At 65.2% G+C, this 22,300-nt stretch carries 18 protein-coding genes; 10 read left to right on the forward strand and 8 right to left on the reverse strand.

Annotated features, from left to right (window positions below; all coding sequences use genetic code 11):
* The first annotated feature begins 70 nt into the window (after positions 1-70).
* Both LAQ74_RS07100 and LAQ74_RS07105 read left to right on the forward strand, forming a co-directional pair.
* Positions 71-1,684: a uracil-xanthine permease family protein gene (locus LAQ74_RS07100; RefSeq protein ID WP_224336488.1), complete on the forward strand. Its 1,614-nt coding sequence runs from the start codon at positions 71-73 to the stop codon at positions 1,682-1,684.
* A gap of 99 nt (positions 1,685-1,783) precedes the next feature.
* Entirely contained in the window at positions 1,784-2,569 is a 786-nt protein-coding gene (locus LAQ74_RS07105; protein ID WP_224337181.1) for an aldo/keto reductase, read from the forward strand.
* A 10-nt stretch (positions 2,570-2,579) separates the two neighbouring features.
* On the opposite strand, the gene LAQ74_RS07110 is transcribed toward LAQ74_RS07105, so the two are convergent.
* Positions 2,580-3,647 (reverse strand): DUF4352 domain-containing protein, encoded by a 1,068-nt coding sequence (locus LAQ74_RS07110; protein ID WP_224336490.1) that lies wholly within the window; start codon positions 3,645-3,647, stop codon positions 2,580-2,582.
* Between the two features lie 115 nt (positions 3,648-3,762).
* Positions 3,763-3,951: a hypothetical protein gene (locus LAQ74_RS07115; protein ID WP_224337395.1), complete on the reverse strand. Its 189-nt coding sequence runs from the start codon at positions 3,949-3,951 to the stop codon at positions 3,763-3,765.
* A 141-nt stretch (positions 3,952-4,092) separates the two neighbouring features.
* Here LAQ74_RS07115 and LAQ74_RS07120 point away from each other — a divergent pair, with 141 nt between their 5' ends.
* Together LAQ74_RS07120 and LAQ74_RS07125 are read left to right on the forward strand one after the other, a co-directional pair.
* On the forward strand, positions 4,093-4,602 hold the full coding sequence (locus LAQ74_RS07120) for a metal-dependent hydrolase (RefSeq protein WP_224336492.1): 510 nt from the start codon (positions 4,093-4,095) through the stop codon (positions 4,600-4,602).
* A gap of 84 nt (positions 4,603-4,686) precedes the next feature.
* Complete coding sequence (locus LAQ74_RS07125) at positions 4,687-5,268, forward strand: peroxidase-related enzyme (protein ID WP_224337183.1); 582 nt, start codon at positions 4,687-4,689, stop codon at positions 5,266-5,268.
* A 392-nt stretch (positions 5,269-5,660) separates the two neighbouring features.
* Here LAQ74_RS07125 and LAQ74_RS07130 read toward each other — a convergent pair whose 3' ends face one another.
* Positions 5,661-5,858 (reverse strand): heavy-metal-associated domain-containing protein, encoded by a 198-nt coding sequence (locus tag LAQ74_RS07130; RefSeq protein WP_224336494.1) that lies wholly within the window; start codon positions 5,856-5,858, stop codon positions 5,661-5,663.
* 126 nt (positions 5,859-5,984) lie between these two features.
* Between LAQ74_RS07130 and LAQ74_RS07135 the strand changes: the two genes are divergently transcribed.
* The 3 genes from LAQ74_RS07135 to LAQ74_RS07145 all read left to right on the forward strand — a co-directional run bounded on the left by LAQ74_RS07135 (position 5,985) and on the right by LAQ74_RS07145 (position 9,664).
* Positions 5,985-6,575: an AsnC family transcriptional regulator gene (locus LAQ74_RS07135; protein WP_224336495.1), complete on the forward strand. Its 591-nt coding sequence runs from the start codon at positions 5,985-5,987 to the stop codon at positions 6,573-6,575.
* A gap of 88 nt (positions 6,576-6,663) precedes the next feature.
* Complete coding sequence (locus LAQ74_RS07140; protein ID WP_224336497.1) at positions 6,664-9,327, forward strand: heavy metal translocating P-type ATPase; 2,664 nt, start codon at positions 6,664-6,666, stop codon at positions 9,325-9,327.
* 142 nt (positions 9,328-9,469) lie between these two features.
* On the forward strand, positions 9,470-9,664 hold the full coding sequence (locus tag LAQ74_RS07145; RefSeq protein WP_224336499.1) for a cold-shock protein: 195 nt from the start codon (positions 9,470-9,472) through the stop codon (positions 9,662-9,664).
* Between the two features lie 416 nt (positions 9,665-10,080).
* Here the strand turns inward: LAQ74_RS07145 and LAQ74_RS07150 are convergent, their stop codons facing one another.
* Complete coding sequence (locus LAQ74_RS07150) at positions 10,081-11,697, reverse strand: acetate--CoA ligase (protein WP_224336501.1); 1,617 nt, start codon at positions 11,695-11,697, stop codon at positions 10,081-10,083.
* 175 nt (positions 11,698-11,872) lie between these two features.
* Between LAQ74_RS07150 and LAQ74_RS07155 the strand changes: the two genes are divergently transcribed.
* Positions 11,873-13,120 (forward strand): serine hydroxymethyltransferase, encoded by a 1,248-nt coding sequence (locus LAQ74_RS07155; protein WP_224336502.1) that lies wholly within the window; start codon positions 11,873-11,875, stop codon positions 13,118-13,120.
* 135 nt (positions 13,121-13,255) lie between these two features.
* Here the strand turns inward: LAQ74_RS07155 and LAQ74_RS07160 are convergent, their stop codons facing one another.
* From LAQ74_RS07160 to solA, 4 genes are all read right to left on the reverse strand, one after another.
* Positions 13,256-14,857 (reverse strand): BCCT family transporter, encoded by a 1,602-nt coding sequence (locus LAQ74_RS07160; RefSeq protein ID WP_224336503.1) that lies wholly within the window; start codon positions 14,855-14,857, stop codon positions 13,256-13,258.
* Between the two features lie 405 nt (positions 14,858-15,262).
* Positions 15,263-16,501, reverse strand: coding sequence for a threonine ammonia-lyase (ilvA, locus tag LAQ74_RS07165; protein ID WP_224336504.1), 1,239 nt, complete (start codon positions 16,499-16,501; stop codon positions 15,263-15,265).
* 57 nt (positions 16,502-16,558) lie between these two features.
* Complete coding sequence (locus LAQ74_RS07170) at positions 16,559-19,066, reverse strand: GcvT family protein (protein WP_224336505.1); 2,508 nt, start codon at positions 19,064-19,066, stop codon at positions 16,559-16,561.
* A 176-nt stretch (positions 19,067-19,242) separates the two neighbouring features.
* Entirely contained in the window at positions 19,243-20,385 is a 1,143-nt protein-coding gene (gene solA / locus LAQ74_RS07175; protein WP_224336506.1) for an N-methyl-L-tryptophan oxidase, read from the reverse strand.
* 358 nt (positions 20,386-20,743) lie between these two features.
* Here solA and LAQ74_RS07180 point away from each other — a divergent pair, with 358 nt between their 5' ends.
* Entirely contained in the window at positions 20,744-21,883 is a 1,140-nt protein-coding gene (locus LAQ74_RS07180) for an aromatic ring-hydroxylating oxygenase subunit alpha (RefSeq protein ID WP_224336507.1), read from the forward strand.
* Positions 21,884-21,904: 21 nt separating this feature from the next.
* A complete protein-coding gene (locus tag LAQ74_RS07185) occupies positions 21,905-22,261 on the forward strand; it encodes a hypothetical protein (protein ID WP_224336508.1) in 357 nt (118 codons plus the stop codon).
* The last annotated feature ends 39 nt before the right edge of the window (positions 22,262-22,300 follow it).

Raw genomic sequence — 22,300 nt, forward strand, 5'->3', positions numbered from 1 at the left:
CACGGGCGCGACGAAAGCGGACCGCATAAGTACCGTACGACGGTTTGTTTGCGCCAATGGTCGGGGCACCATGACGGGCAAACGGACGGAATCGGAGTTCGTAGAGTACGGTATCGAAGACAAGCCGCCGCTGGGCGAGTCGCTGCTGCTCGGCTTGCAGCACTACTTGACGATGGTCGGCGCGAACATCGCCGTGCCGCTCATCCTCGCGGCCGCACTCGGGATTCCGGATTCACTCGTTCCGCGCTTCGTCGGAACGTTCTTCGTCGTCTCCGGCGTCGCCACGCTGGCGCAGACGACGTTCGGTAACCGCTACCCTATCGTCCAGGGTGCACCCTTCTCGATGCTCGCGCCCGCGCTAGCGGTCATCGCCGTCGCACAGACGGGGAACCCGCCCGGCGCGGACTGGCAGTACGCGCTGCTGCAGTTGCAGGGCGCCATCATCGCCGCCTCGCTGGCCGAGATCGTCGTCGGCTATCTCGGCTTGTTCGGCCGTCTTCGAAGATTTGTCTCGCCGGTGGTCATCGCACCCACCATCGCACTCATCGGCCTCTCGCTGTTCGACACCCCGCAGATCACCGCCGTCACGAACGACTGGTGGTTGTTGGGACTGACGCTCGGTCTCATCGTCCTCTTCTCGCAGTATCTCGATTCCTCCGCTCGCATCTTCAAGCTCTTTCCCGTCCTCCTCGGCGTCGTCACGGCGTACGCGCTCGCCGCCGTCCTGAGCGTCGTCGGCGTCTATCAGACCGGAATGCCCGGCTACGTGCCGCTCGGTGACGTTCTCGCCGCGCCCGCCTTCATGCCGATTCACCCCTTCCAGTGGGGGATGGCCGGCGGCGCGAACACGGTGGCGGTGACGATTCCGGTCGTCGGATGGCCGCTCGCGTTCGGCATTCCGCAGCTGACGCTCTCGTTCGTCGTCGGGATGCTCGCAGGTGTCGCCGCGTCGATGGTCGAGAGCTTCGGCGACTACCACGCCGTCGCCCGTCTCTCGGGTCTCGGCGCGCCGAGCGAGAAGCGCATCAACCACGGTATCGGGATGGAGGGTATCATGAACGTGTTCGCGGGCGTGATGGGCGCGGGCGGGTCGACCTCCTACTCGGAGAACATCGGCGCCATCGGCATCACGGGCGTCGCCTCCCGCTACGTCGTCCAGGTCGGTGCGGCGCTGATGCTCGTCGTGGGCTTCGTCGGCTACTTCGGCCAACTCGTCGCGACGATTCCGGACCCCATCGTCGGCGGCCTCTTTCTGGCGATGTTCGGCCAAATAGTCGCCGTCGGCCTCTCGAACCTCGAATACGTCGACCTCGACTCCTCGCGCAACGTCTTCATCGTCGGCTTCGCGCTCTTCGCCGGACTGGCGATTCCGGCGTACATGGGCAACGTCGCGGCCGCGAACCCGGACCTCAGCGGGGCGGCGGCGTTCCGGCAGGGACTGCAGAACGTCGCGCTCGTCGGCCCCGTTCTCGGGACGAAACTCGTCGGCGACGTGCTCTACGTCGTCGGCAGCACCGGGATGGCCGTCGGCGGCCTCGTCGCGTTCGTTCTCGACAACACCATCGAGGGGACACGCGCCGAGCGCGGTCTGGAGACGTGGGAGGAGGCCGCCGAATCAGACGAGGAGTTCGCTTCCGCCTACGACCGCTTCGTCCGCGGCGACGAAACGCCGAGAGCTGACTGAGCGGCGCGCGTCCCGAATCGATGCGTCTCGAACGCCCCGCCTGCCGCCTTCCGCACCTCTTTTTGCACCGAACCCCTCGACCCGAGTATGACGCTCGACCTGCCGCCGATGGGACTCGGCACGTCCGGTAACGACGACCCCGAGGGGTGCGCGAACACCGTCGCTGCGGCGCTCGACATCGGCTACCGACACGTCGACACCGCGCAGATGTACGACAACGAGGAAGCTGTCGGGGCCGGCATTCGACAGAGCGACGTAGCACGGGAGGACGTGGTTCTGGCGACGAAGATTCACCCGACAAATCTCGCGCCCAACGACGTACGCAGCACGGCCCGGGAGAGTCTCGACCGACTCGGCGTCGACTCCGTCGACGTGCTCTACGTCCACTGGCCGACCCACGCCTACGACGCGGAGGCGACGCTCCCCGTCTTCGACGAACTGCGCGAGGAGGGTCTGATCGACCACGTCGGCGTCAGCAACTTCACGCCGGAACTGCTGGACGAGGCGCGCGACGTCCTCGACTCGCCCATCGTGGCCCACCAGGTCGAGTGTCACCCCTTGCTTCCGCAGGCGGAACTTCGCGCCGACGCCCGCGAGCACGGGTACTCGCTCGTCGCGTACACCCCGCTCGGCCGAGGCGAGATATTCGACGAGCCCGAACTCGTCGAGGTAGCCGAGAAGCACGACGCGAGCGTCCCGCAGGTGTCTCTCGCGTGGTCGATGGCTCAAGACGTCATCGTCCCCATTCCGAAGTCGACCGGCGAACACGTCGCCGAGAACTTCGCCGCGCAGAAACTGGAACTGGACGAGGACGACCTGGCGAAAATAGACGGCATCGACCGACAGAAGCGCGTCATCGACCCGGACCACGGGCCGTGGAACTGAACCGAGCCGTTTATCGAAGCTCCCAGAACGCCTTCATCTCGTCAGAGAGATTCAGGAAGTTGAACGCCCAGTAGAGCGGACTCGTCCCCTGCTCGAGCTGGTATGCAAGTTCTCCTCGGCGAGATTCTCCGGGTGCAATTTCCGACCCTTCGGAGTATCCTTGGCTCAGCTGTGACGAGCCACCGATATCGGCCATAAAGGCGAGCCCCGAGCCATCTTTGATGCGCATCTGGAGGGCGGTGGAGACGCTGAGGGGTTCTTCGGAGTTGTTCGTAATCTCGATATCTGGGATGACGTACTCGTTTCCGTCTTCCGCCTGCGTGAACGAACCGAGTTCGGTCTCGGTGCGTACTCCGTGAAGGGTTACCGAAACGTCCTCGTGGTCGACAGCGTCACCGGGAGACTGGACATCTACCTGAAGCGATTGCTCGAGGTCCTGAATCGAGTCGGCTTTCGACTCCAAATCGACCGTCACCCGCTCGAACTCGAAGAAGTCGAATGCGCTGAAATCGAACTGCATGGTTAACCCTCCAGTATCCTTCGGAACTTCGAACACCACGTCCCCTCGTGCGACCTCTCCTGCCGCTAGAATTCCGCTTTCTATGGGGTGGTCGGTGCTCCCAAAGGAAGCGTCGTAGACGTGATTCGAGTCGTCTTTGAGGCGTGCTTGGAGAATACTGTTGAAATTGACGAACTCCGTGCCGGTGTTTTTCACCGCCATCCGAACGACTGCAAACGTGTTTCCGTTCTCAGCTTCGGTGAATTCGCCGAGCTTCTCGGTCTTCGTCACTTCGCGGGCAACCATCGAGAGGCTCTCTCCTTCGACGGTCTCGCCGAGAGCGACGTTAGCCTCCTGTTGTTGGTTGCGCTCTTCCGACGTAGACTCGGCATCAGATTCAGTACCGGCGTCAGTTTCTGCGGACGTCGTCGACTGAGCGTCCGCTCCGTCTTCGCCTCCGCCAACCGACTCCTCTGCAGCGGTATCGTCTGTATCGCTACATCCTGCGAGCGCAGCAAGGACTCCCACACCGGCCACGAGAGTTCTCCTACGTGTCGATGAAATATGGTTGCGTGCCATACAAGTCATACAAACGAAGTCTATTCCAAAGTTATGACTACAATACTATAATTAGGGATAGTTGAAGACTCTTCGAGATAAAGAAATCCGTCTCTGTATTCGGTAAATCAACCTTTTAACGTTCGTTCACCACTCCCGCCCGCCCGAGTGCGACAAGAATCAGGTAGCCGACGATACCGACGACGAAGATCAGAACCGGAATGACGAACGGGCCGAACGTCGAAATCAGCGCTTCTACCGGACCGAGTTGGACTGCGAACTCGGCGGACGTTCGCACCTCGATGGACGCGACGACGGGAACCACGGTACTCGCGATACGTCGGCCGCCGGGTTAACTCTCCGGTCAGTCGTCGAATCGCCGGAACCGCTGAACCGACAGGACCGCCGAAACCGCTTCGTCGACCGAAAACGGACCGATTTTACGTCCACGGTGAAATGCCGCGATATGTTCCGTACGGGCCACTACGGCGTCTCGCTGCTCGTCTTCGCGCCCATCGGCTACACGCTCGTCAGTACGGGGGCTGTCGCGCCCGCGTTCGTCCTCGGCGCGACGATGCTGTGGCTGTCGATGCTCCCCGACGTGGACCACAAGTTGCCAGCAGTCTCACACCGCGGGCCGACGCACACGCTGTTGTTCGCGGGACTCGTCGGTGGCCTGTTCTGGGGCGTCGCCACCCTCGCTATCGACACGCTCGGCACGCTCACCGTTTCACTCGGCGAGACGAGCGTCGGCCTCGCGACCTTCGCCTTCGCTGTCGGCTTTCTGACCGTCGTCGGCCACCTCGTCGGCGACGCGCTCACGCCGATGGGTGTCAACTTCCTCTGGCCGCTGTCGGGGAGCGGCTACTCGCTCTCGTTGACGACAGCCGATAGTGCAGTTTGGAACTACGGCCTGTTCGTCCTCGGCGTGTTCGCCACCGCGGCGTGGGTCAGCGCCGCGCTCGGCGTCGTTTGAGTCCGTCTCCAGCCCGACTCCGAACACACGATTAAGTAGAGCCTCGCCGAATCCGCGGGTATGACCGACGGATCGACCCCGACGCTGGACGACGACGCGATGCGCCGATTTCCGGTTCCTGAGTTCGAGAAGTTACCCGACGACCTACAGAGACGAATCTCCGAGGAGACCGAGCGCGCCGGCTTCACCCCGAACGTCTTCTCCGCGTTCGCGTACAAACCCTCGCACTTCCGGGCGTTCTTCGAGTACCACGACGCGCTCGTCGACGACACGGCGCTGGAGCGCGAGGAGATAGAGATGATAATCGTCGCCGTCTCCGGCGTCAACCACTGCTACTACTGCAACGTCGCCCACGGCGCGCTGGTCCGTATCTACGCCAGAGACCCCTTGCTCGCGGATCAACTCGTCGCCAACTATCGAACGGCGGACGTGAGTGACGAGCGGATGGCGATGCTCGACGTGGCGGTGAAGCTCACCGAAGAGCCCGCGAAAGTCGGTGAGGGCGACTTCGAGAAACTCCGCGACGTGGGCTACTCCGAGGAGGCCATCTGGGACATCGGCGCGGTCACGTCGATGTTCAACCTCTCGAATCGGATGGCGATGTTCGCCGACATGCGCCCGAACGAGGAGTTCCACACGCTCGGACGGGAGCCGCGAGAGGAGTGACAGAAGTCGGTAGTGCAGGGTTCTGTTCGGGTTCGCTGCGAAACTGACGTGCCTCGTTCGGATAGTACCGATTGGAACTACGCGACGGGGACCGGGCCTGCTCCGACTTCGTTACGACTCGTCAGCATCTAGTTGGAAGGAGTTGAAGCATCGGTAGCACCGATAGACGGGCTGATAATCGGTCGCCTGCGGTGCGAACGTACCTTCGGTCCGCAACTTCAAAACCAGTCTACTTTGGTACTCGGTGCAGACCGGGCGATTCAACCACATTATGTTTCTAAGTGCGACATTCCCATATATACTCACAGGGGCCACTAGTCGCACTAAGACGAGAGATGCGCGCACCTCTCGGCTTGAGTAGAGAAATCGTGCGACGAGTAGCCCGGCTGGAATTACGCCTGCGCCTCGTACCCGGCGTCGTTGACGGCGACGACGAGGTCCAGCGGGTCGGCGTCGCCGTCGACGCTCGCCGTGTTCGACTCGTGGTCTGCGCTCGCGCTCTCGACGCCCTCGACGCCTTCGAGCGCCTCTACGACCGTTCGTTCGCAGCCGTCACAGCTCATCCCTTCGACGGTCAGTATCGTCGTCATGTCTCACCGTACTCGCTGTCGACTCTTTCACCTTTCCCTTTCGAACATAGCGCACCTTGCGCAGTTTGGCTTCGAATCCAAACCACGGGCGGAATTCACTTCTGTCTCCACACCGAACACGTATCCATGCGCACCCTCGACGACACCGACCGGCAGATTCTACGTCTCCTGTTGGAGGACGCCCGTCGACCGTACAGCGACATCGCCGATCACGTCGGCCTCTCCGCGCCCGCCGTCTCCGACCGGGTGGACCGACTGCGAGAGATCGGCGTCGTCCGCCGGTTCACGCTCGACGTTGACCGCTCGCTCCTGCGCGAAGGAACGCCGATGCTCGTCGAACTCGGCGTTCGTCCCGCCGCCGCCGAGTCGGTCGCTGAGGCGCTGACGGCGCTCGACAGGACCGACCACGTCTTCCGAACCGCCGACGCCCGCGTCGTCTTCCGCGCGCCGATTCGCGACGGCGACGTGACGGCGCTTCTCGACGGCGTCGTCGACCTCGACGATATCCGCGACATCGACGCGAACCTCGTCGTCGACGACGAGTGGACGCCCGGACTCGGCGACGCCGACCTGGCGCTCTCCTGCGTCGAGTGCGGCAACACCGTCACGAGCGAGGGCGAGTCCGCCCGCTTCGACGACGAACTGTACCACTTCTGCTGCGACTCCTGTCTGTCGAACTTCGAGGCACGGTACGAACGACTCCAAAGTGGTGCCTAATTTTGCTTTCGTTCCGAAGTTGAGTTCGAAATTTACCTTCGAATAGAAGGCAGAAGTTGCATGAATACGTAGTTCGTATACACAGACAATGAGTGAAATGCAACGCGTCCGAATCGAAGTGCGGGGGATGAGCTGTTCGAACTGCTCGTCGACCGTCACGTCGGCCGTCGAGGAACTCGACGGCGTCGGGGAGGTGAACGTCAACTACGCCACCGACGAGGGGACCGTCGAGTACGACCCCGACCGCGTGAGTCTCGCCGAGGTGTACGACGCCATCGAGCGGTCGGGCTACGACCCGGTCGCCGAGGAGGTCAACGTCGGCATCACCGACATGACGTGCTCGAACTGCGTCCAAACAGTAGAGAACGCCGTCGGCGACCTGCCGGGCGTCCTCTCGGTCGACGCCAACTACGCCACCGACGAGGCGACGGTTCGCTACAACCCGGAAGCGGTGTCTCGCTCGGATATCTACGACGCTATCGAGGACGCGGGTTACTCGCCGGTACGCGGGGACACCGACGAGACGGGCGACGGCGAGGGAGGCGAGAGCGAGGGCGACCGCCGGGAGAACGCCCGGAAGGCCGAACTTCGCCACCAGCGCAACCTGACGCTGTTCGGCGCGGCGCTGGCGATACCCCTCTCGGTGTTGATGATGGGTCATCTCGTCGGCCTCCCGGTGCCCGAGTCGATTCTCGGCGTCGAGATGGGCTGGATCGCGCTCGTGTTGGCGACGCCCGTCCAGTACTTCCTCGGCAAGGAGTTCTACGTCAACTCCTACAAGGCGCTCGTGAAGAACCGCACGGCGAACATGGACGTGCTCATCGCGCTCGGGTCGACGACGGCCTACCTGTACAGCGTCGTCGTCCTCCTCGGCTTGCTGGACGTGGGCCAACTCTACTTCGAGAGCGCGGCGCTCATCCTCGTGTTCATCACGCTCGGCAACTATCTCGAAGCCCGCTCGAAGGGTCGAGCAGGCGAGGCGATTCGGCAACTGCTCGAACTCGAAGCCGACGACGCCACCGTCGTCGACGAGGTGGAGGCAGAGGGCGGAGCCGACGCCGAGTTCGAGAACGAGCGCGAGGTCCCTCTCGACGAAGTCGAAGAGGGCGACGTGATGAAGGTCCGACCGGGCGAGAAGATACCCACCGACGGCGTCGTCGTCGAGGGCGAAAGCGCCGTCGACGAGTCGAACGTCACCGGTGAATCGGTGCCGGTCGAGAAGTCGCCGGGCGACGAGGTCGTCGGCTCCACGATAAACGAGAACGGCCTGCTGTACGTCCGGGCGACGCAAGTCGGCTCCGAGACGGCGTTGCAGCAGATCGTCCGGATGGTACGCGACGCCCAGAGCCGTCAACCCGAGATTCAGAACCTCGCCGACCGCATCAGCGCCTACTTCGTTCCGGCGGTCATCGTCAACGCCGTCTTCTGGTCGGTCGTCTGGTACCTGTTCCCCGAGGCGCTGTCGGGGTTCGTCGCGTCGCTGCCGTTGTGGGGGCTCGTCGGCGGCGGCCCGGCCGCGCTCTCCACCTTCGAGTTCGCCGTGGTCGTCTTCGCCTCGGCGGTGCTCATCGCCTGTCCCTGCGCGCTCGGCCTCGCGACGCCCGCGGCGACGATGGTGGGGACGACCATCGGCGCGAAGCACGGCATCCTGTTCAAAGGCGGCGACGTGCTCGAACGCGTCCGCGACGTCGACACCGTCGTCTTCGACAAGACGGGCACGCTCACGGAGGGTGAGATGCATCTGACCGACGCCGTCGTCGTCTCGCCGACGGCCGACGGGGGCGGCGATGCGGATAGTCTCGGCGGCGATGACGTACGCGCCGACGGTGCAGGCACGAGTGCCGCCGCCGAATCCGAGGTCGACGAGCGACTGCTGCTCGAAGTCGCCGCATCGGCCGAGGCGGGAAGCGAACACCCCATCGCCGAGGCCATCGTCGAGGGTGCGGCCGAGCGCGGCGTCGACGTCGACGGGCCGCAGGCGTTCCAGAACGTCGCCGGGCGGGGCGTCCGCGCCCGCGTCGACCGCGGCACCGCCGTCGTCGGCAAACCGGACCTGCTGGGGGAGGAAGGCGTCGACACCGCCCCGGCTACGGAGACGCTCGAAACGCTGGAGAACGACGGGAAGACGGCCATCCTCGTCGCCCTCGATGGTCGGTTGTTGGGCGTACTCGCCGTCGCCGACGAGGTGAAGGAGTCTGCAACTGAAGCGGTCTCGACGCTCCGCGAGCGCGGCGTCTCGGTGTTCATGCTCACCGGCGACAACGAGCGGACCGCCCGCGCCGTCGCCGAGCGTGTCGGTATCGACGCCGGAAACGTCCGCGCGGAGGTGCTGCCCGACGAGAAGGCCGACGAGGTCGAGTCGATACAGGCCGACGGTCGGCGTGCGATGATGGTCGGCGACGGCGTCAACGACGCCCCCGCACTCGCGGCGGCGTTCGTCGGCATCGCGCTCGGTAGCGGCACCGACGTGGCCATCGAAGCCGCCGACGTGACGCTGATGCGCGACGACCCGGTGGACGTGGTCCGGGCGATGCGCGTCTCCGAGGGGACGCTCTCGAAGATAAAACAGAACCTCTTCTGGGCGCTGGGCTACAACACGGCGATGATTCCGCTGGCGTCGCTCGGCCTGCTGCAACCCGTCCTCGCGGCGGCGGCGATGGCCGTCTCGAGCGTCTCCGTGCTGACGAACAGCCTCCTGTTCCGCCGTTACGACCCCGACGAGGAGTACCGTCTGCTCGGGTTCCTGCGGTAGTTGACGCCGGGGGCCGGCTTCGCCCCATCGGTTTCGGCGCGCACCCGACTCGCGTTTCGGTACTCCTCTCACTCGTCGTGACGGACTCCGGCGAGTGAAGCACACAACCCTTATTGAGACTGTCCGCGTCCGTTTATCTACGATGGCGACTGGAACGGTTGTGTTCTTCAACGACACTGGCGGCTACGGTTTTATCGAGACTGACGACTCCGACGAGGACGTGTTCTTCCACATGGAGGATGTCGGCGGCCCGGACCTCGAAGAGGGACAGGAAGTAGAGTTCGACATCGAGGCGGCGGACAAGGGGCCGCGTGCGGTGAACCTCGAACGACTGTAGGGAGTCAGTACGCCTCCATCGATTCCTTCGGCAGCTATCAGACAGTCGCGACTGTCGAAGGAGTACCGTTTTGTATCCTCGTACCGTGTTACCATCTGCCGCGCCTGTCTGCGGCACATCGCTCGACGAAACGCAGTCGACGCCGACCGGCGTCTAGCACGCTGTCACGAACTCGACTACTGACGGTCGCGCCGCTTCGCGAAGGTCGCGGCGCGCCCCGTCCCCGCGTTCGACGAGTCACCGCGAGTTCTCCGATTCGGATCCGGCCGTCAGTACTGTTCGTTCAGTCTCGTTCCGATACTCGTCCCGTTGTTGCTGTTCGGCGGCCTCGCCGTCGGACTGTCCTACGACGGCGGTCAGCCGACGCCGAGAACTGCCCGCTGAGTACGAACGGGGAGAGTAGCGGACGAACGCGGTCACTCCCCGAACAACTGCTCTTCGCGCTCTCTGAGTTCGATACGGCGAATCTTCCCGCTCGACGTTTTGGGCAACTCGTCGACGAACTCGACGCGACGCGGATACTTGTACGGGGCCGTCTCCTCCTTCATGAACTCCTGTATCTCGTCGACGAGTTCGTCGTCGCCCTCGTATCCCTCAGCGAGGACGACGTACGCCTTCACGACGTTGCCGCGTTCGTCGTGGGGGCTGGCGACGGCGGCGGCCTCCGCGACGGCGGGATGCGACACCAGCGCGTCCTCCACCTCGAACGGACCGATACGGTAGCCGGCCGAGAGGATGATGTCGTCGGCGCGGCCCTCGAAGAAGAAGTAGCCGTCCTCGTCGCGGGAGGCCAAGTCGCCGGTGCGGTAGTAGTCGCCCGCGAAGGTCTTCTCGTCGAGGTGCGGTTTCTCGTAGTAGCCGTCGAAGATGCCCGGGCAGTCGACCGGAACGGCAATCTCGCCGATTTCACCGTCGTCGACTTCCGCCTCGTTCTCGTCGATTATCGTGGTGCCGAGGCCGGGCGTCGGCTTGCCCATCGCGCCGGGTTTCACCTCGATGCCCGGGTAGTTCGTGACGAGCGCGACGGTCTCGGTCTGGCCGTAGCCGTCGCGCGGAGTGACACCGAAGGCGTCTTCTACCATCTCGATGGGTTCGCGGTTCAGCGGTTCGCCCGCCGAGAGCGCCGCCTTCAGTTCGACGTCGTACTCGTCGAGGTCGGTCTGGGTGAACATCCGGTACTGCGTCGGGACCGCACAGAGGCGGGTGACGCCCTCGTCGGCCATCAGTTCGAGGAACGTGTCGGGGTCGAACTCGCCGTCGTACAGCAGTTGGGTCGCGCCCGTCGTCACGCCGACGCCGACGGGACTCCAGAACCACTTCGCCCATCCCGTGCCCGTCGTCGCCCACAGCAGTTCGTCGCTCATATCCGAATCTGCCGTTACGCCCCACCAGTAGGGGGCGTTGACGAGTTCGAAGCAACGCATCCACCGGTGTCTGTGGAGGACGGGTTTCGGCTGGCCCGTCGTCCCGGAGGTGTAGTTGATGGACATCGGGTCCTCGGCGGCGAGTTCGGGACCGTCGTGGTCGGTCGACTGGTCGGAGACGAGTTCCGAGTATGAGTGCCAGCCCTCCCGCTCCCCGTCGACGCAGACGAGGTTTTCGAGCGGCGAGTCGTCGACGACGGGGTCGACCATCTCGGCGAGGTCGACGTGGGCGACGACGGTCGTCGCCCCGCAGTCGTTCGCGCGGAACTGGAGGTCCTTCGGCTTGAGCATCGACGAGCAGGGAACCAGGAGCGCACCACGCTTGAGCGCGCCCAACTGGACGGCGAACACGTCGGGATGCCGCGGCAGCAGGTGCATCACCCGGTCGCCTTCGCCGACGTCGAGTGCTTCGAGGGCGTTCGCAAAGCGGTTCATGTCGCCGCGGAGGTCGGCGTACGTCCGCTCCGCTCGACTCTCGTCGCTCAGAAATCGGAGGGCGACGCGGTCACCGAACGAGTCGGCGTGCGACTCGACGACCGCCGGGAGGTTGTAGTCGGCGGGGATATCCCACTCGAACGACGCCAGTTCGTCATCGTATGAGCGTAGCATACGTAGGTGGTCGTGAAGGTGCCGAATAATCATTCGGGTCGTCACACCCCGGATTCGGGCGTCTCCCCGGCCGACGTCGATGGACGGCGTCGGAGGGCGTCGGTCCGACCGCCGAGTTAAACATCACGATTATCTGTGATGCAGTTACATACAACGGTCTATCGACGCTTCGGCCATGGCTGAGTCACTCCGAGCAGCCGATTCGAAGGTGCAACGGGCGATAGACCGCGAGCGCGAGCGACAGGAGTCGACGCTCGGCATGATCGCGAGCGAGAACCACGTTTCGGAAGCGGTGCTGGAAGCGCAGGGGAGCGCGCTGACCAACAAGTACGCCGAGGGCTACCCGGGCAGGCGCTACTACGGTGGCTGCGACCACGTCGACGCGATCGAGCGCCTGGCCGTCGAGCGCGCGAAGGACCTGTGGGGCGCCGAGCACGTCAACGTCCAACCCCACTCGGGAACGCAAGCGAACATGGGCGTTTACTTCGCCGTCCTCGACCCCGGTGACAAAATCCTCTCGCTGGATCTCACCCACGGAGGGCACCTGAGCCACGGCCACGACGTCAACTTCTCGGGCCAACTATACGAGATAGAACAGTACGAGGTCGATCCAGAGACGGGCTACGTCGACTACGACGACCTGGCGGCGCGGGCACGCCAGTTCAACCCCGACCTGATCGTCAGCGGCTCGTCGGCCTACCCCCGGGAGTTCGACTTCGCACGCATCGGCGAGATCGCAGCCGAGGTCGGCGCGTTCCATCTCGCCGACATCGCCCACGTAACTGGCCTCGTCGCGGCGGGCATCCACGCGAATCCGGTCGGCGTCGCCGACTTCGTCACCGGGTCGACGCACAAGACCATCCGCGCCGGCCGCGGCGGCATCGTCATGACGAGCGAAGAACACTCGGAGGCCGTCGACAAGGCGGTCTTCCCCGGCGCGCAGGGCGGCCCGCTCGTGCACAACATCGCGGGCAAGGCCGTCGGATTCGGCGAAGCGCTCGAACCGGCGTTCGCCGAGTACGCCGAGCAGGTCGTCGCCAACGCGAAAACCCTCGCGGACGTACTGCTCGACCACGGATTCGGCGTGGTCTCCGGCGGGACGGACAAACACCTCGTGCTCGTCGACCTGCGCGAGTCGCACCCCGACTTGACCGGCAGCGAGGCCGAAGAGGCGCTCGACGACGTCGGGATCGTCCTCAACGCGAACACCGTCCCCGGCGAGACACGCTCGCCGTTCAACCCGAGCGGCATCCGCATCGGGACGCCCGCGCTCACCACCCGCGGATTCGGCGAGGAACAGATGCGCACGGTCGGGGAACTCGTCGTCGACGTGCTCGACGACCCAGAAGACGGCGAGGCCCGCAGGCGGGCGGCGGCCGAAGTCGACAGACTCTGCGAAGCGTTCCCCGTGTACGACGACTGAGTCGCACGGGGCGGAAAGCAACTCGTTACTCGCGCGGTCGACTCGCGATCGGTTTCGGCGATGTCAGCCCCGTGGGCGGCTATTCGATTGCGAGTGACCGCTTGGAGGGCCGAACGGAGACGCGGGCGTCGAAGATCAGTCGTCGTCCTCGGCGAGTCCGCTCACCGAGCGATCCGGCGATCCGGTCGTCTCGGTGGTTTCGAGGAAGACCGGACGAACGTCGCCGAACGTCCAGACCATCGACACCACCGCGACGAGCGTGATAACCGCGAACGGGCCGCCGGTGACGATGGCGGCGGCCTGAAGCGCGCTGACGCCACCGACAACCATCAGCAGAGAGGCCAGCGCGCCCATGAAGCCGCCCCAGATGACGCGGTTGATCGTCGAGGGGCGCTGCTCGCCACCCGTCGTGAGCATCCCCAGCGCCAGCGTCGAGGAGTCGGCCGAGGTGACGAAGAACGTTGTCACCAAGAGCATGAACAGCAGCGTCAGGATCTCGCCGCCGGGAAGCGCCTCGAAGAGGGGGTAGCCCGCTCCGGCCTCGCCGTACTCACCGACGGCCGCGAGGACCTCCGCCGAACCGGTGCTCTGCAGGAAGATAGACGTCCCCCCCATGGTCGCGAACCACGGGATGGTGACGCCGGTCGAGGCCAGTACGCCCGTGACGGTGACCTGCCGGACCGTCCGACCCCGCGAGATGCGGGCGATGAACAACCCGACGAACGGCGCCCACGAGAACCACCACGCCCAGTAGAAGACGGTCCAGCCGCCGACCCACGAGACCTCACCCGCGGCGTTCATGTAGAAGCTCATCCGCACGAACTGGTCGGCGTACCGTCCGACCGCTTCGAGACCCGCGGTCGTGATGAACACCGTCGGGCCGAGGACGAACGTGGCGATCGTCAGGAGTCCGAACAGCGCCATGTTGAAGTTCGAAACGCGGCGGATTCCCCTGTCGACGCCGAGGGCGACCGACAGGGTGAACGCGACCGTGAGGCCCGTGATCACGAGGACCGTCCCGAGATCGCCGACCGACATGCCGGTCGTGTATTCGATGCCGGTGAGGAACTGATCGCCGACGAGACCGAGCGTGGTGGCGATACCGCCGATGGTGGCGAACACCGCCAGGACGTCAACGAGCTTCGCCCACACGCCGTCGAGGTTGTCGAGCCCGATGAACGGGGCAATGATCGTCGAGACGCGCATCGGCGCGTCGTGTCGATAGGCGTAGTAGGCGATCGGGATTCCGATGATGCAGTAGGCCGACCACGCCGAGATACCCCAGTGAAAGAACGTGTACTGGAGCGCACCGACGGCGGCGGCGGAACTCTGCGCCTCGACGCCACCGAAAAGCGGCGGGACGGTGTCGAAGTGGTAGATCGCCTCCGCCGGTCCCCAGAAGACGATTCCGGCCGCGATACCCGCCGAGTAGAGCATCGCGAAGTAGGCGAGGTAGCTGAACTCTGCTTTGTCGTCCTCCGATCCGAGCTTGATGTTCCCCCACGGCCCGAACGTCAGAAACAAGACGAACGCGACGAGCGCGAACATAGAGAGGAGGTAGAACCAGCCCAGTTTCTCCCAGAGGAAGGCGTTGACGTTCTCCAACGCGGTAGCCGCGGCGTCCGGTCTGACGATGAACGCCACGACTGCGATCACCGAGACGGCGACCCCGACGCCGAAGACGACCGGGTCGAGTTCGTCGACGAATTTCCCGACGACGCCCCGCTCGGTACTCATACCGCCTCACCCATCTCGGATTCGCTATACTCGTCCGGTTCTCCACACGGCTGCGGAACGTCCGTTCCTCGGACGACCGCGCGAACAGACCGTGAGACGGGTCGGGTTCCCCGTCTAATGGTATGCTTTGACATATCACCGTCTCCAAAGGAGTAGTGTCTATCATCAATGATAAACGCTGAGGTTAATCAGGACTGGCCTTTTTTAGTAGCGGACGAGTTCCGCGCCAGTCTCGTCGGGTGGGGAGCCGAAAAGGAGTCCGAGAGGAGATCGCGTGAGACCCGGAGGAGCCCCTGTAAGCGGCCCCGAAAAACGTTCCCGAGAAGAAGTTCGTGAAAACGGTCCGCAGGGCGGCGAGAGCGCAGGTCCGGAACGCAGGTCGAAGAATCCGGCAGTAGCCGAGATCTACGCGTTGACGTGTCTGACCTCGTAGCCGAGATCCCTGATAGAGCGGATGATGTTACGGGCGTGGCCGGCACCGCTGGTTTCGATGTGGAAGACGAGGTGCGCCTCCCCGACGTCGAGTTCGGGCGCGGATCGGTCGTGCCGGACGGTCCGGATGTTCGCGTTGTGGTCGGCGATGGTGCCGGAGATCTCGCCCATCTTCCCCGGCTGATCGTCGATACGGACGCGGAGTCGGAGCAGTTGTTCGCGGTCGGTGAGCGCGTGGACGAGCACCGTCTGGAGCATCGTCATGTCGAGGTTCCCGCCGCACAGAAGCGGCATGACCGTCTCCCCCTCGACGTCCAGCGCGCCGTTCGTGACGGCGGCGACCGACGCGGCCCCGGCGCCTTCGACGACCTGCTTGGCCCGCTCGAGGAGGAACAACACCGCCCGCGCGATCTCGCCGTCGGTGACTGTGACGATCTCGTCGACGTGTTCGTCGATGAGCGACAGCGTCAGTTCGGAGACGCCGCCGGTGGCGATACCGTCTGCGATGGTGTCAACGGAGTCTAGCGTCACCGGCGCGCCCTTGTCGAGGCTGTCGGAGACGGTCGCGGCGTCTCTCGCCTGAACGCCGACGATGCGGGTCTCCGGGCTGAGTTCGGCGAACGCCGTCGCGATCCCCGAGATGAGGCCGCCACCGCCGATGGGAACGACGACGGTGTCCACCGACGGGAGGTCCTCGTACATCTCGACGCCGAGTGTCCCCTGCCCGGCGACGATGTCGGGGTCGTCGTACGCGTGGACGAACTCGACGCCTTCGTCGGCGACGAGCGTCCGCGCGTGGGCCATCGCCTCCTGGAAGTTCTGCCCCACTAGTTCGACTTTGGCGCCGTAGTCACGCGTCGCGTCGACCTTGGTCTGCGGGGCGGGGCGCGGCATGACGACGGTCGACTCCACGCCGAGTTTCGTCGCCGCCAGCGCCACTCCCTGAGCGTGGTTGCCGGCGCTCGCCGCGACGACTCGTTCGACGTCGCCCCGCTCGACGCACCGCTTGATCTTGTTGTACGCGCCGCGGGGCTTGAACGAGCCCGTCCACTGGAGGTGTTCCATCTTGAGATACACCTCGCCGCCGGTCACCTCGTCCAGCGACGTGCTCCGCTCGACCGGCGTCCGCTTGACCACAGACTCGTCGTCGAGTCGCCTCCGGGCCGCTTCGATGTCTTCGAACTCCACCACTTGCGATGCGTTCTCGTTCATCGTTCGTCTCGCTTCCAGTTCCGCTGTTTTCTCTCTGTATCGTCGGACATCGACGGTCTACCCGGTGAGTTTCTCGCGCTCGGGGTCGAAGAGCGGTTCGTCGCGGACGGTCGCCCGGTACCGGTCGCCTTCGTAGCGGATAGCGACCGACTGCCCCGGCTCGACGTACTCGGTCGGCAGGTAGCCGTAGGCGATCCCGGCGTCGACGGAGTAGCCGTAGTCAGCGCGCGCGACGTACCCGATCACCTCGTCGCCATCGTCGACGGGTGCGCCCGTCCCGACGACCACGCCCGAATCGTCGAGCGTCATGCAGGCGATCTTGCGGTCGACGCCGTCCGCTCGCACGTCGAGCAGCGCCTCCTTGCCGACGAAGTCGGTGTCGAGGTCGACCGCAAAGCCGAGACCCGCCTCGTAGGGGTCGTACTCGGGGGTGAGGTCCGTCCCCCACAGTCGGAACCCCTTCTCCATGCTCATCGAGTTGAGGGCGGCGTCGCCCATCGCGACCGCGCCGTGGTCCTCGCCGGCCTCCCAGACGCGGTCCCACAGCTCGGCGCCGTACTCCATCGGGGCGTACAGCTCCCACCCGAGTTCGCCGACGTACGAGACACGGAGCATCGTGATCGGGACGCTCCCGAGGTACGTCTCCCGGCAGCCGAAGAAGCCGAACGCGTCGTTCGAGAGGTCAGCCTCGACGAGGTCGTCGAGCGTTCGCCGGGCTGCCGGCCCCCAGACGCCCAGCCCGCAGCGCGCGGAGGTGCGGTCGACGACCGTGACGTCGTCAGGGGCCCGGTCGCGGATCCACCTGACGTGCTCGCTTCCCGAGATGCCGCCGCCGGTGAACGCGACGAAGCGGTTCTCGCCGAGGCGTGCGAGCGTCATATCCGCGAGGACGCCGCCCGCCTCGTTCAGCATCGTCGTGTACCGGACCCGACCGACGGGGACGTCCATATCGTTGCTGAACAGCCGCTGGACGAACGCCGGCGCACCGGCGCCGGATATCTCGACGACGGTGAAGGGCGTCAGGTCGTACAGCCCGACCCGGTCGCGCACCGCCAGGTGTTCGACGCCCTGGGCCTTCGACCAGTGGCGGCCGAGCCACCCCGAGCGGTCGGGGACGTCGTACTCCGTCAGCATCGCCTCGTTCGCCTCGTACCACTGGGGGGACTCCCAGCCACCCGAGTCGTAGAACTCGGCGCCGAGCTCCCGCTGTCGCGGGTAGTACGGACTCCGGCGGAGTCCGCGTTCGCCCCGCGGCTGCGCCCGGGGGTGAGTGAGCTGGTACACCTCTCGATACTGCTGGCCGCCTCGGTCCCGAACGAACGCCCGCGAGCCGGAGTGCGGCTGGAACCGGGCGAGGTGCGCGTCCGTGACGTCCACGGGGTCGCCGTCGAGCCGGGGCGTCCCGTTCTCCATCCACTCGGCGACGACGTTGCCCGCGCCGCCGGACTGCGTCACCCAGATGGCGAGCGACCACCAGAGGCCGTCCACGCTCTCGCTCTCCCCGAGGATGGGCATCCCGTCTGGGGTGAAGCAGAACATACCGTTGATGCCCGACTCGAAGTCGGCGGTGCCGAGCGCGGGGACGAGTTCGCGGGCCGCGTCGGAGGCCGAGCGGTCGTGATCCGGGTGCGTGTTCTCGTAGAAGTGCTCGGCCGTGAACTCCCGGAGCGAGGGGTACTCCAGGCCGAGGTCGTCGAGTTTCTCGGGACCGTAGATGTCCGCCGGGTCGACGAGCAGCGGCTCGTGGTTGTACGAGCCGACCCCGTAGGACTCGCCGTGCTGGCGGAAGTACAGCGAGTAGTCCTGGTGGCGGAGCAGCGGCTGTTCGATCCCCCGGTCGGCCTCCGCGAGTTCGTCCAGCGGTTCGGAGACGAGGTACTGGTGGGCGCACGGAACCAGGGGGACGTCGGCGCCCACCATGTCGCCGAACAGCGGTCCCCAGATGTTGGTCGCCACGAGCACCTCGTCGCACTCGATCCGCCCGCGGTCGGTGACGACCGCTCGCACCTCGCCGTCCGCGGTTTCGACATCCGTCACCTCGGTCTCGCCGTAGAACGCCGTTCCGGCCGCGTCTCGCGCACGTTCGGCCATCGTCTCGGAGACGTCGACCGCGTGGGCCTTCCCGTCCGAAGGGACGTAGTAGCCGCCGCGGACGACCGACTCGTCGATCTGAGGGATCCGCTCTTTTACCTCCGCCGCCGAGAGCAGTTCACCGCCCTCGATCCCGTACGACTGGCCCCACTCGCGCTTGCGCTTGAGAAAGTTCCAGCGGTCTTCGGTGGCGGCGACCTCGATACCCCCGCACTCCCGGAAGCCGTCGAGTTCGGAGTAGAGATCGCGGGTGTACGACGCGAGCTTCGTCATCAACTTGTTCCCGCTCGTCTGGAACACCAGTCCGGGCGCGTGGGAGGTCGACCCACCGGTCTCGAAGAGCGGCCCGCGGTCGACGACGACCACGTCCTCGCGACCGAGTCTCGCCAGGTGGTACGCGGCGCTACAGCCGACGCAACCGGCGCCGACGATGACTGTTCCCGCAGTCTCCGGCAGAGTGGTCCCTGTGCTCATGTGACGTACTCCGATGGTCCGTTCCCACCGATAAGTGTCGGTGTGAACTACCTGTGGCATTTACGGCAACGGCGCAGCAGCGACAGTAAGTGCGGTCCCCGGTGTCCCGTCGTCGACCACGCTCGTCGGTGATTTCGACAGTTCGGCGAGTCCGTCCATCGACCGTCAGTCGGCCGTCAGTCGAATCGGTCGAATCGGAACATCTCGATCGGGTGGTCCGTCTCCCCGTCGACCGCGAGGTCGGCCAGCACCTCGCCGACGACGCTCGCGAATTTGAAGCCGTGTCCGGAGAAGCCCGCGCCGACGGCCACCTGCGGGTGCTCCGGGAGCGTGTCGAGAATGAAGTGTTCGTCCGGAGAGTTGGTGAACATGCACGTGGCGAGCCGCATCGTCGGTCCCGCGCCCTCGGGGAAGTACCGCTCGGCGAACGAGTGCAGGAGCGCCTCGTCCTCCGGGTCGGGCTCGGTGTTCCACTCGTCCGGGTCGACCTGCTCGTCGCGGTGGTGATACTTTCCGAGTTTCATCCCCGGGACGTCGTAGACGGGCAGGCCGTAGAACCGGCCTTCGGGGACCGAGAGGTTCCAGACGGGGAACTCCGCGGGCTGGAACAGACGCGGCGTCTTCGGCTGGAACCACGCGAGCACCTGCCGCTCCGGGACCGCGAGCCCGTCGAGCGCGTCGGCGAACTTACAGTTCCACGCGCCGGCGGCCAGCACGAGCCGGTCCGCCTCGTACGTGGCGTCCGCCGTTTCGACGCGAACGCCGCCGTCGGGCGTCTCTTCCCATCCGTCGACCGGCTCGCGGGCGCGAATCTCCGCGCCCTCCCGCTGGGCGGCTTCGACGTGGGCGACGATGGCCTGCTCGGGGACGACGAAGCCGCCGTCCGGCTGGTAGAGCGCCAGGTAGTTGTCCGGGAGCGCGTAGCCGGGGAAGCGCTCGCCGAGTTCGGCGCCCGTGAGCACCTCGTGGGGGATGTCGTACTCCTCGCAGGAACGTAACGAGCCCTCGAAGACGACGTTCCCTTCGGGTGCGGCGTCGACGGAGCCGGTTCGATGGATGACCGGCCGTCCCGACCGCTCCGCCAGGTCGTCCCAGAGTTCGTAGGCGCGTTCGATCAGCGGAATGTAGGACGGGTGCTCGTAGTAGGCGCGCCGGATGATCCGCGTGATTCCGTGCGAAGAGCCGTGCGTGTGCGGGACGTCGTACCGTTCGAGCCCCAGCACGTCCAGCCCGCGTCTCGCGAGGTGGTAGCTCGCAGCGCTGCCCATCCCCCCGACGCCGAGCACGATCGCGTCGCGTCGATCGGTCGCCTCGTTCATACGACCGCCTTCGCGGGCGGTCACCTCATAGTTTGGGCTAGCGTACCACACATTATTTTAGGCTGAAGCCGAGCCGCCCGTCGCTGTCGGCGCGGACCGCCGCACCCAGGGTCGCCGGGACCGGAAACCGCGCCCCTCCGACCGCCGTTCACTCACGTCGCCGTTTACACTCGTCGCGTTAACCGGGTCGGACCCACTCGGAGGTTCCGGAGACCCCGCTTCGTGGATCGGTCGGCGTTCCGAGCGGACCGATCGCGACCCTCGTGAGCGAGGGACGTGACCCGAACAACCGTGGGGACTTAAACGGATACGGTATCTGCGATGAACTTTTATGACTGAATCTGAGCACCGTTCGCACATGACACGGTGGAACGACGGCACCGACGAGATCAGCGCGGTCAGTCCGGACATCACCGACGAAACGAACGCCCTGCCGGCGAAGTACTTCACCGACCCCGACGTCTGGGAGCTGGAGAAGGAGAAGGTGTTCTCGCGGTACTGGGTGTACGCTGGGCACGCGAACAGTATCCCGGAGCCTGGCGACTTCTTCACCCGAACGGTGGGGGACAAGCAGGTCATCGTCGTCCGCGCCCGCGACGGCGAAGTACGGGCGTACTTCAACGTCTGCGCGCACCGGGGATCGAAGATGGTCGACGACACCCCGATGACCGATCCGGGAAACATGGGTCGCATCCGGTGTCCGTACCACCTCTGGACGTACGACCTCGACGGGACCCTCTCGAGTACGCCGAAGAGCTTCGAGGAGGCGAGTCTGAATCCGGACCTCGAAGACGACGACGTCCGGAAACTCGACGCCGAGAGGAACGGCCTGATGGAGGTAACGACGGACAGCATCGGCCCGCTCGTCTTCCTGAACTTCGACGACGACCCGATGCCGCTGGAGGAGCAGACGGGGAAGATGAAGCGGGAGCTCGAAACGCTGCCGCTCGATGAGTACGTCCTCGCCCGTCGTATCGTCTCCGAGGTCGAGTGCAACTGGAAGACCTTCGGCGGAAACTACTCGGAGTGCGACCACTGCGAGGCGAACCACCAGGATTGGATCCGTGGTATCCAGCTCGACGAGTCCGAACTCGAAGTCAACGACTACCACTGGGTGCTCCACTACACCCACGAGGAGGACGTCGACGACGAGATGCGCATCCACGAGGAGCACGAGGCCAAGTTCTACTACCTCTGGCCGAACTTCACAGTCAACATGTACGGGACCGCCGACGGCTACGGCACCTACATCATCGACCCCATCGACGAGGGACGGTTCAACCTCGTGGCCGACTACTACTTCAGGGAGGCCGACCTCTCCGCCGAGGAGCAGGAGTTCATCCGGACGAGCAGGCAGCTCCAGGAGGAGGACTTCGAGCTCGTCGAGCGGCAGTACGCGGGAATGAAGATGGGTGCGATCGGCCAGGCACAGCTCGGCCCGAACGAGCACACCCTCCACAAGTTCCACAGGCTCGCCCAAGAGGCGTACAACGCGTAGTCCGGGCGGGAGAGAACGAACATGACCCAACAGAGACGAGCCGCGTTCGCCGTCGCGTGTTCCGAGTGTGAGGTACTCAAAGAGGTGGACGATCCGAACGAAGGAGTGGCGTTCTATCGGCGCCACCACGCGCTCACCGGCCACGACGTCGAGTGGGAGCGGATCGACTTCGACGCCGGTGACGTTCCGTCGGGCGATCTGAAGGCGGTCGTCCGCGAACTGGAACGACGCTACGACGGTGGCGTCCCCGTCGGGGTCGTCACCGCCGCGATGAGCGAGCAGCGCGCGTCGATGCGCGAAACCCTCGACGGCCTGCGCGAACTGCGGATGAACGGTGAACTGTACGAACCACGCGACGACCACCTCAGCGCGCTCTGACGCGGCTATCCGCTGCCTTTGGTGTCTCCAGACGGCCTC

Source organism: Haloprofundus halobius, from assembly GCF_020097835.1.
Taxonomy (GTDB): domain Archaea; phylum Halobacteriota; class Halobacteria; order Halobacteriales; family Haloferacaceae; genus Haloprofundus; species Haloprofundus halobius.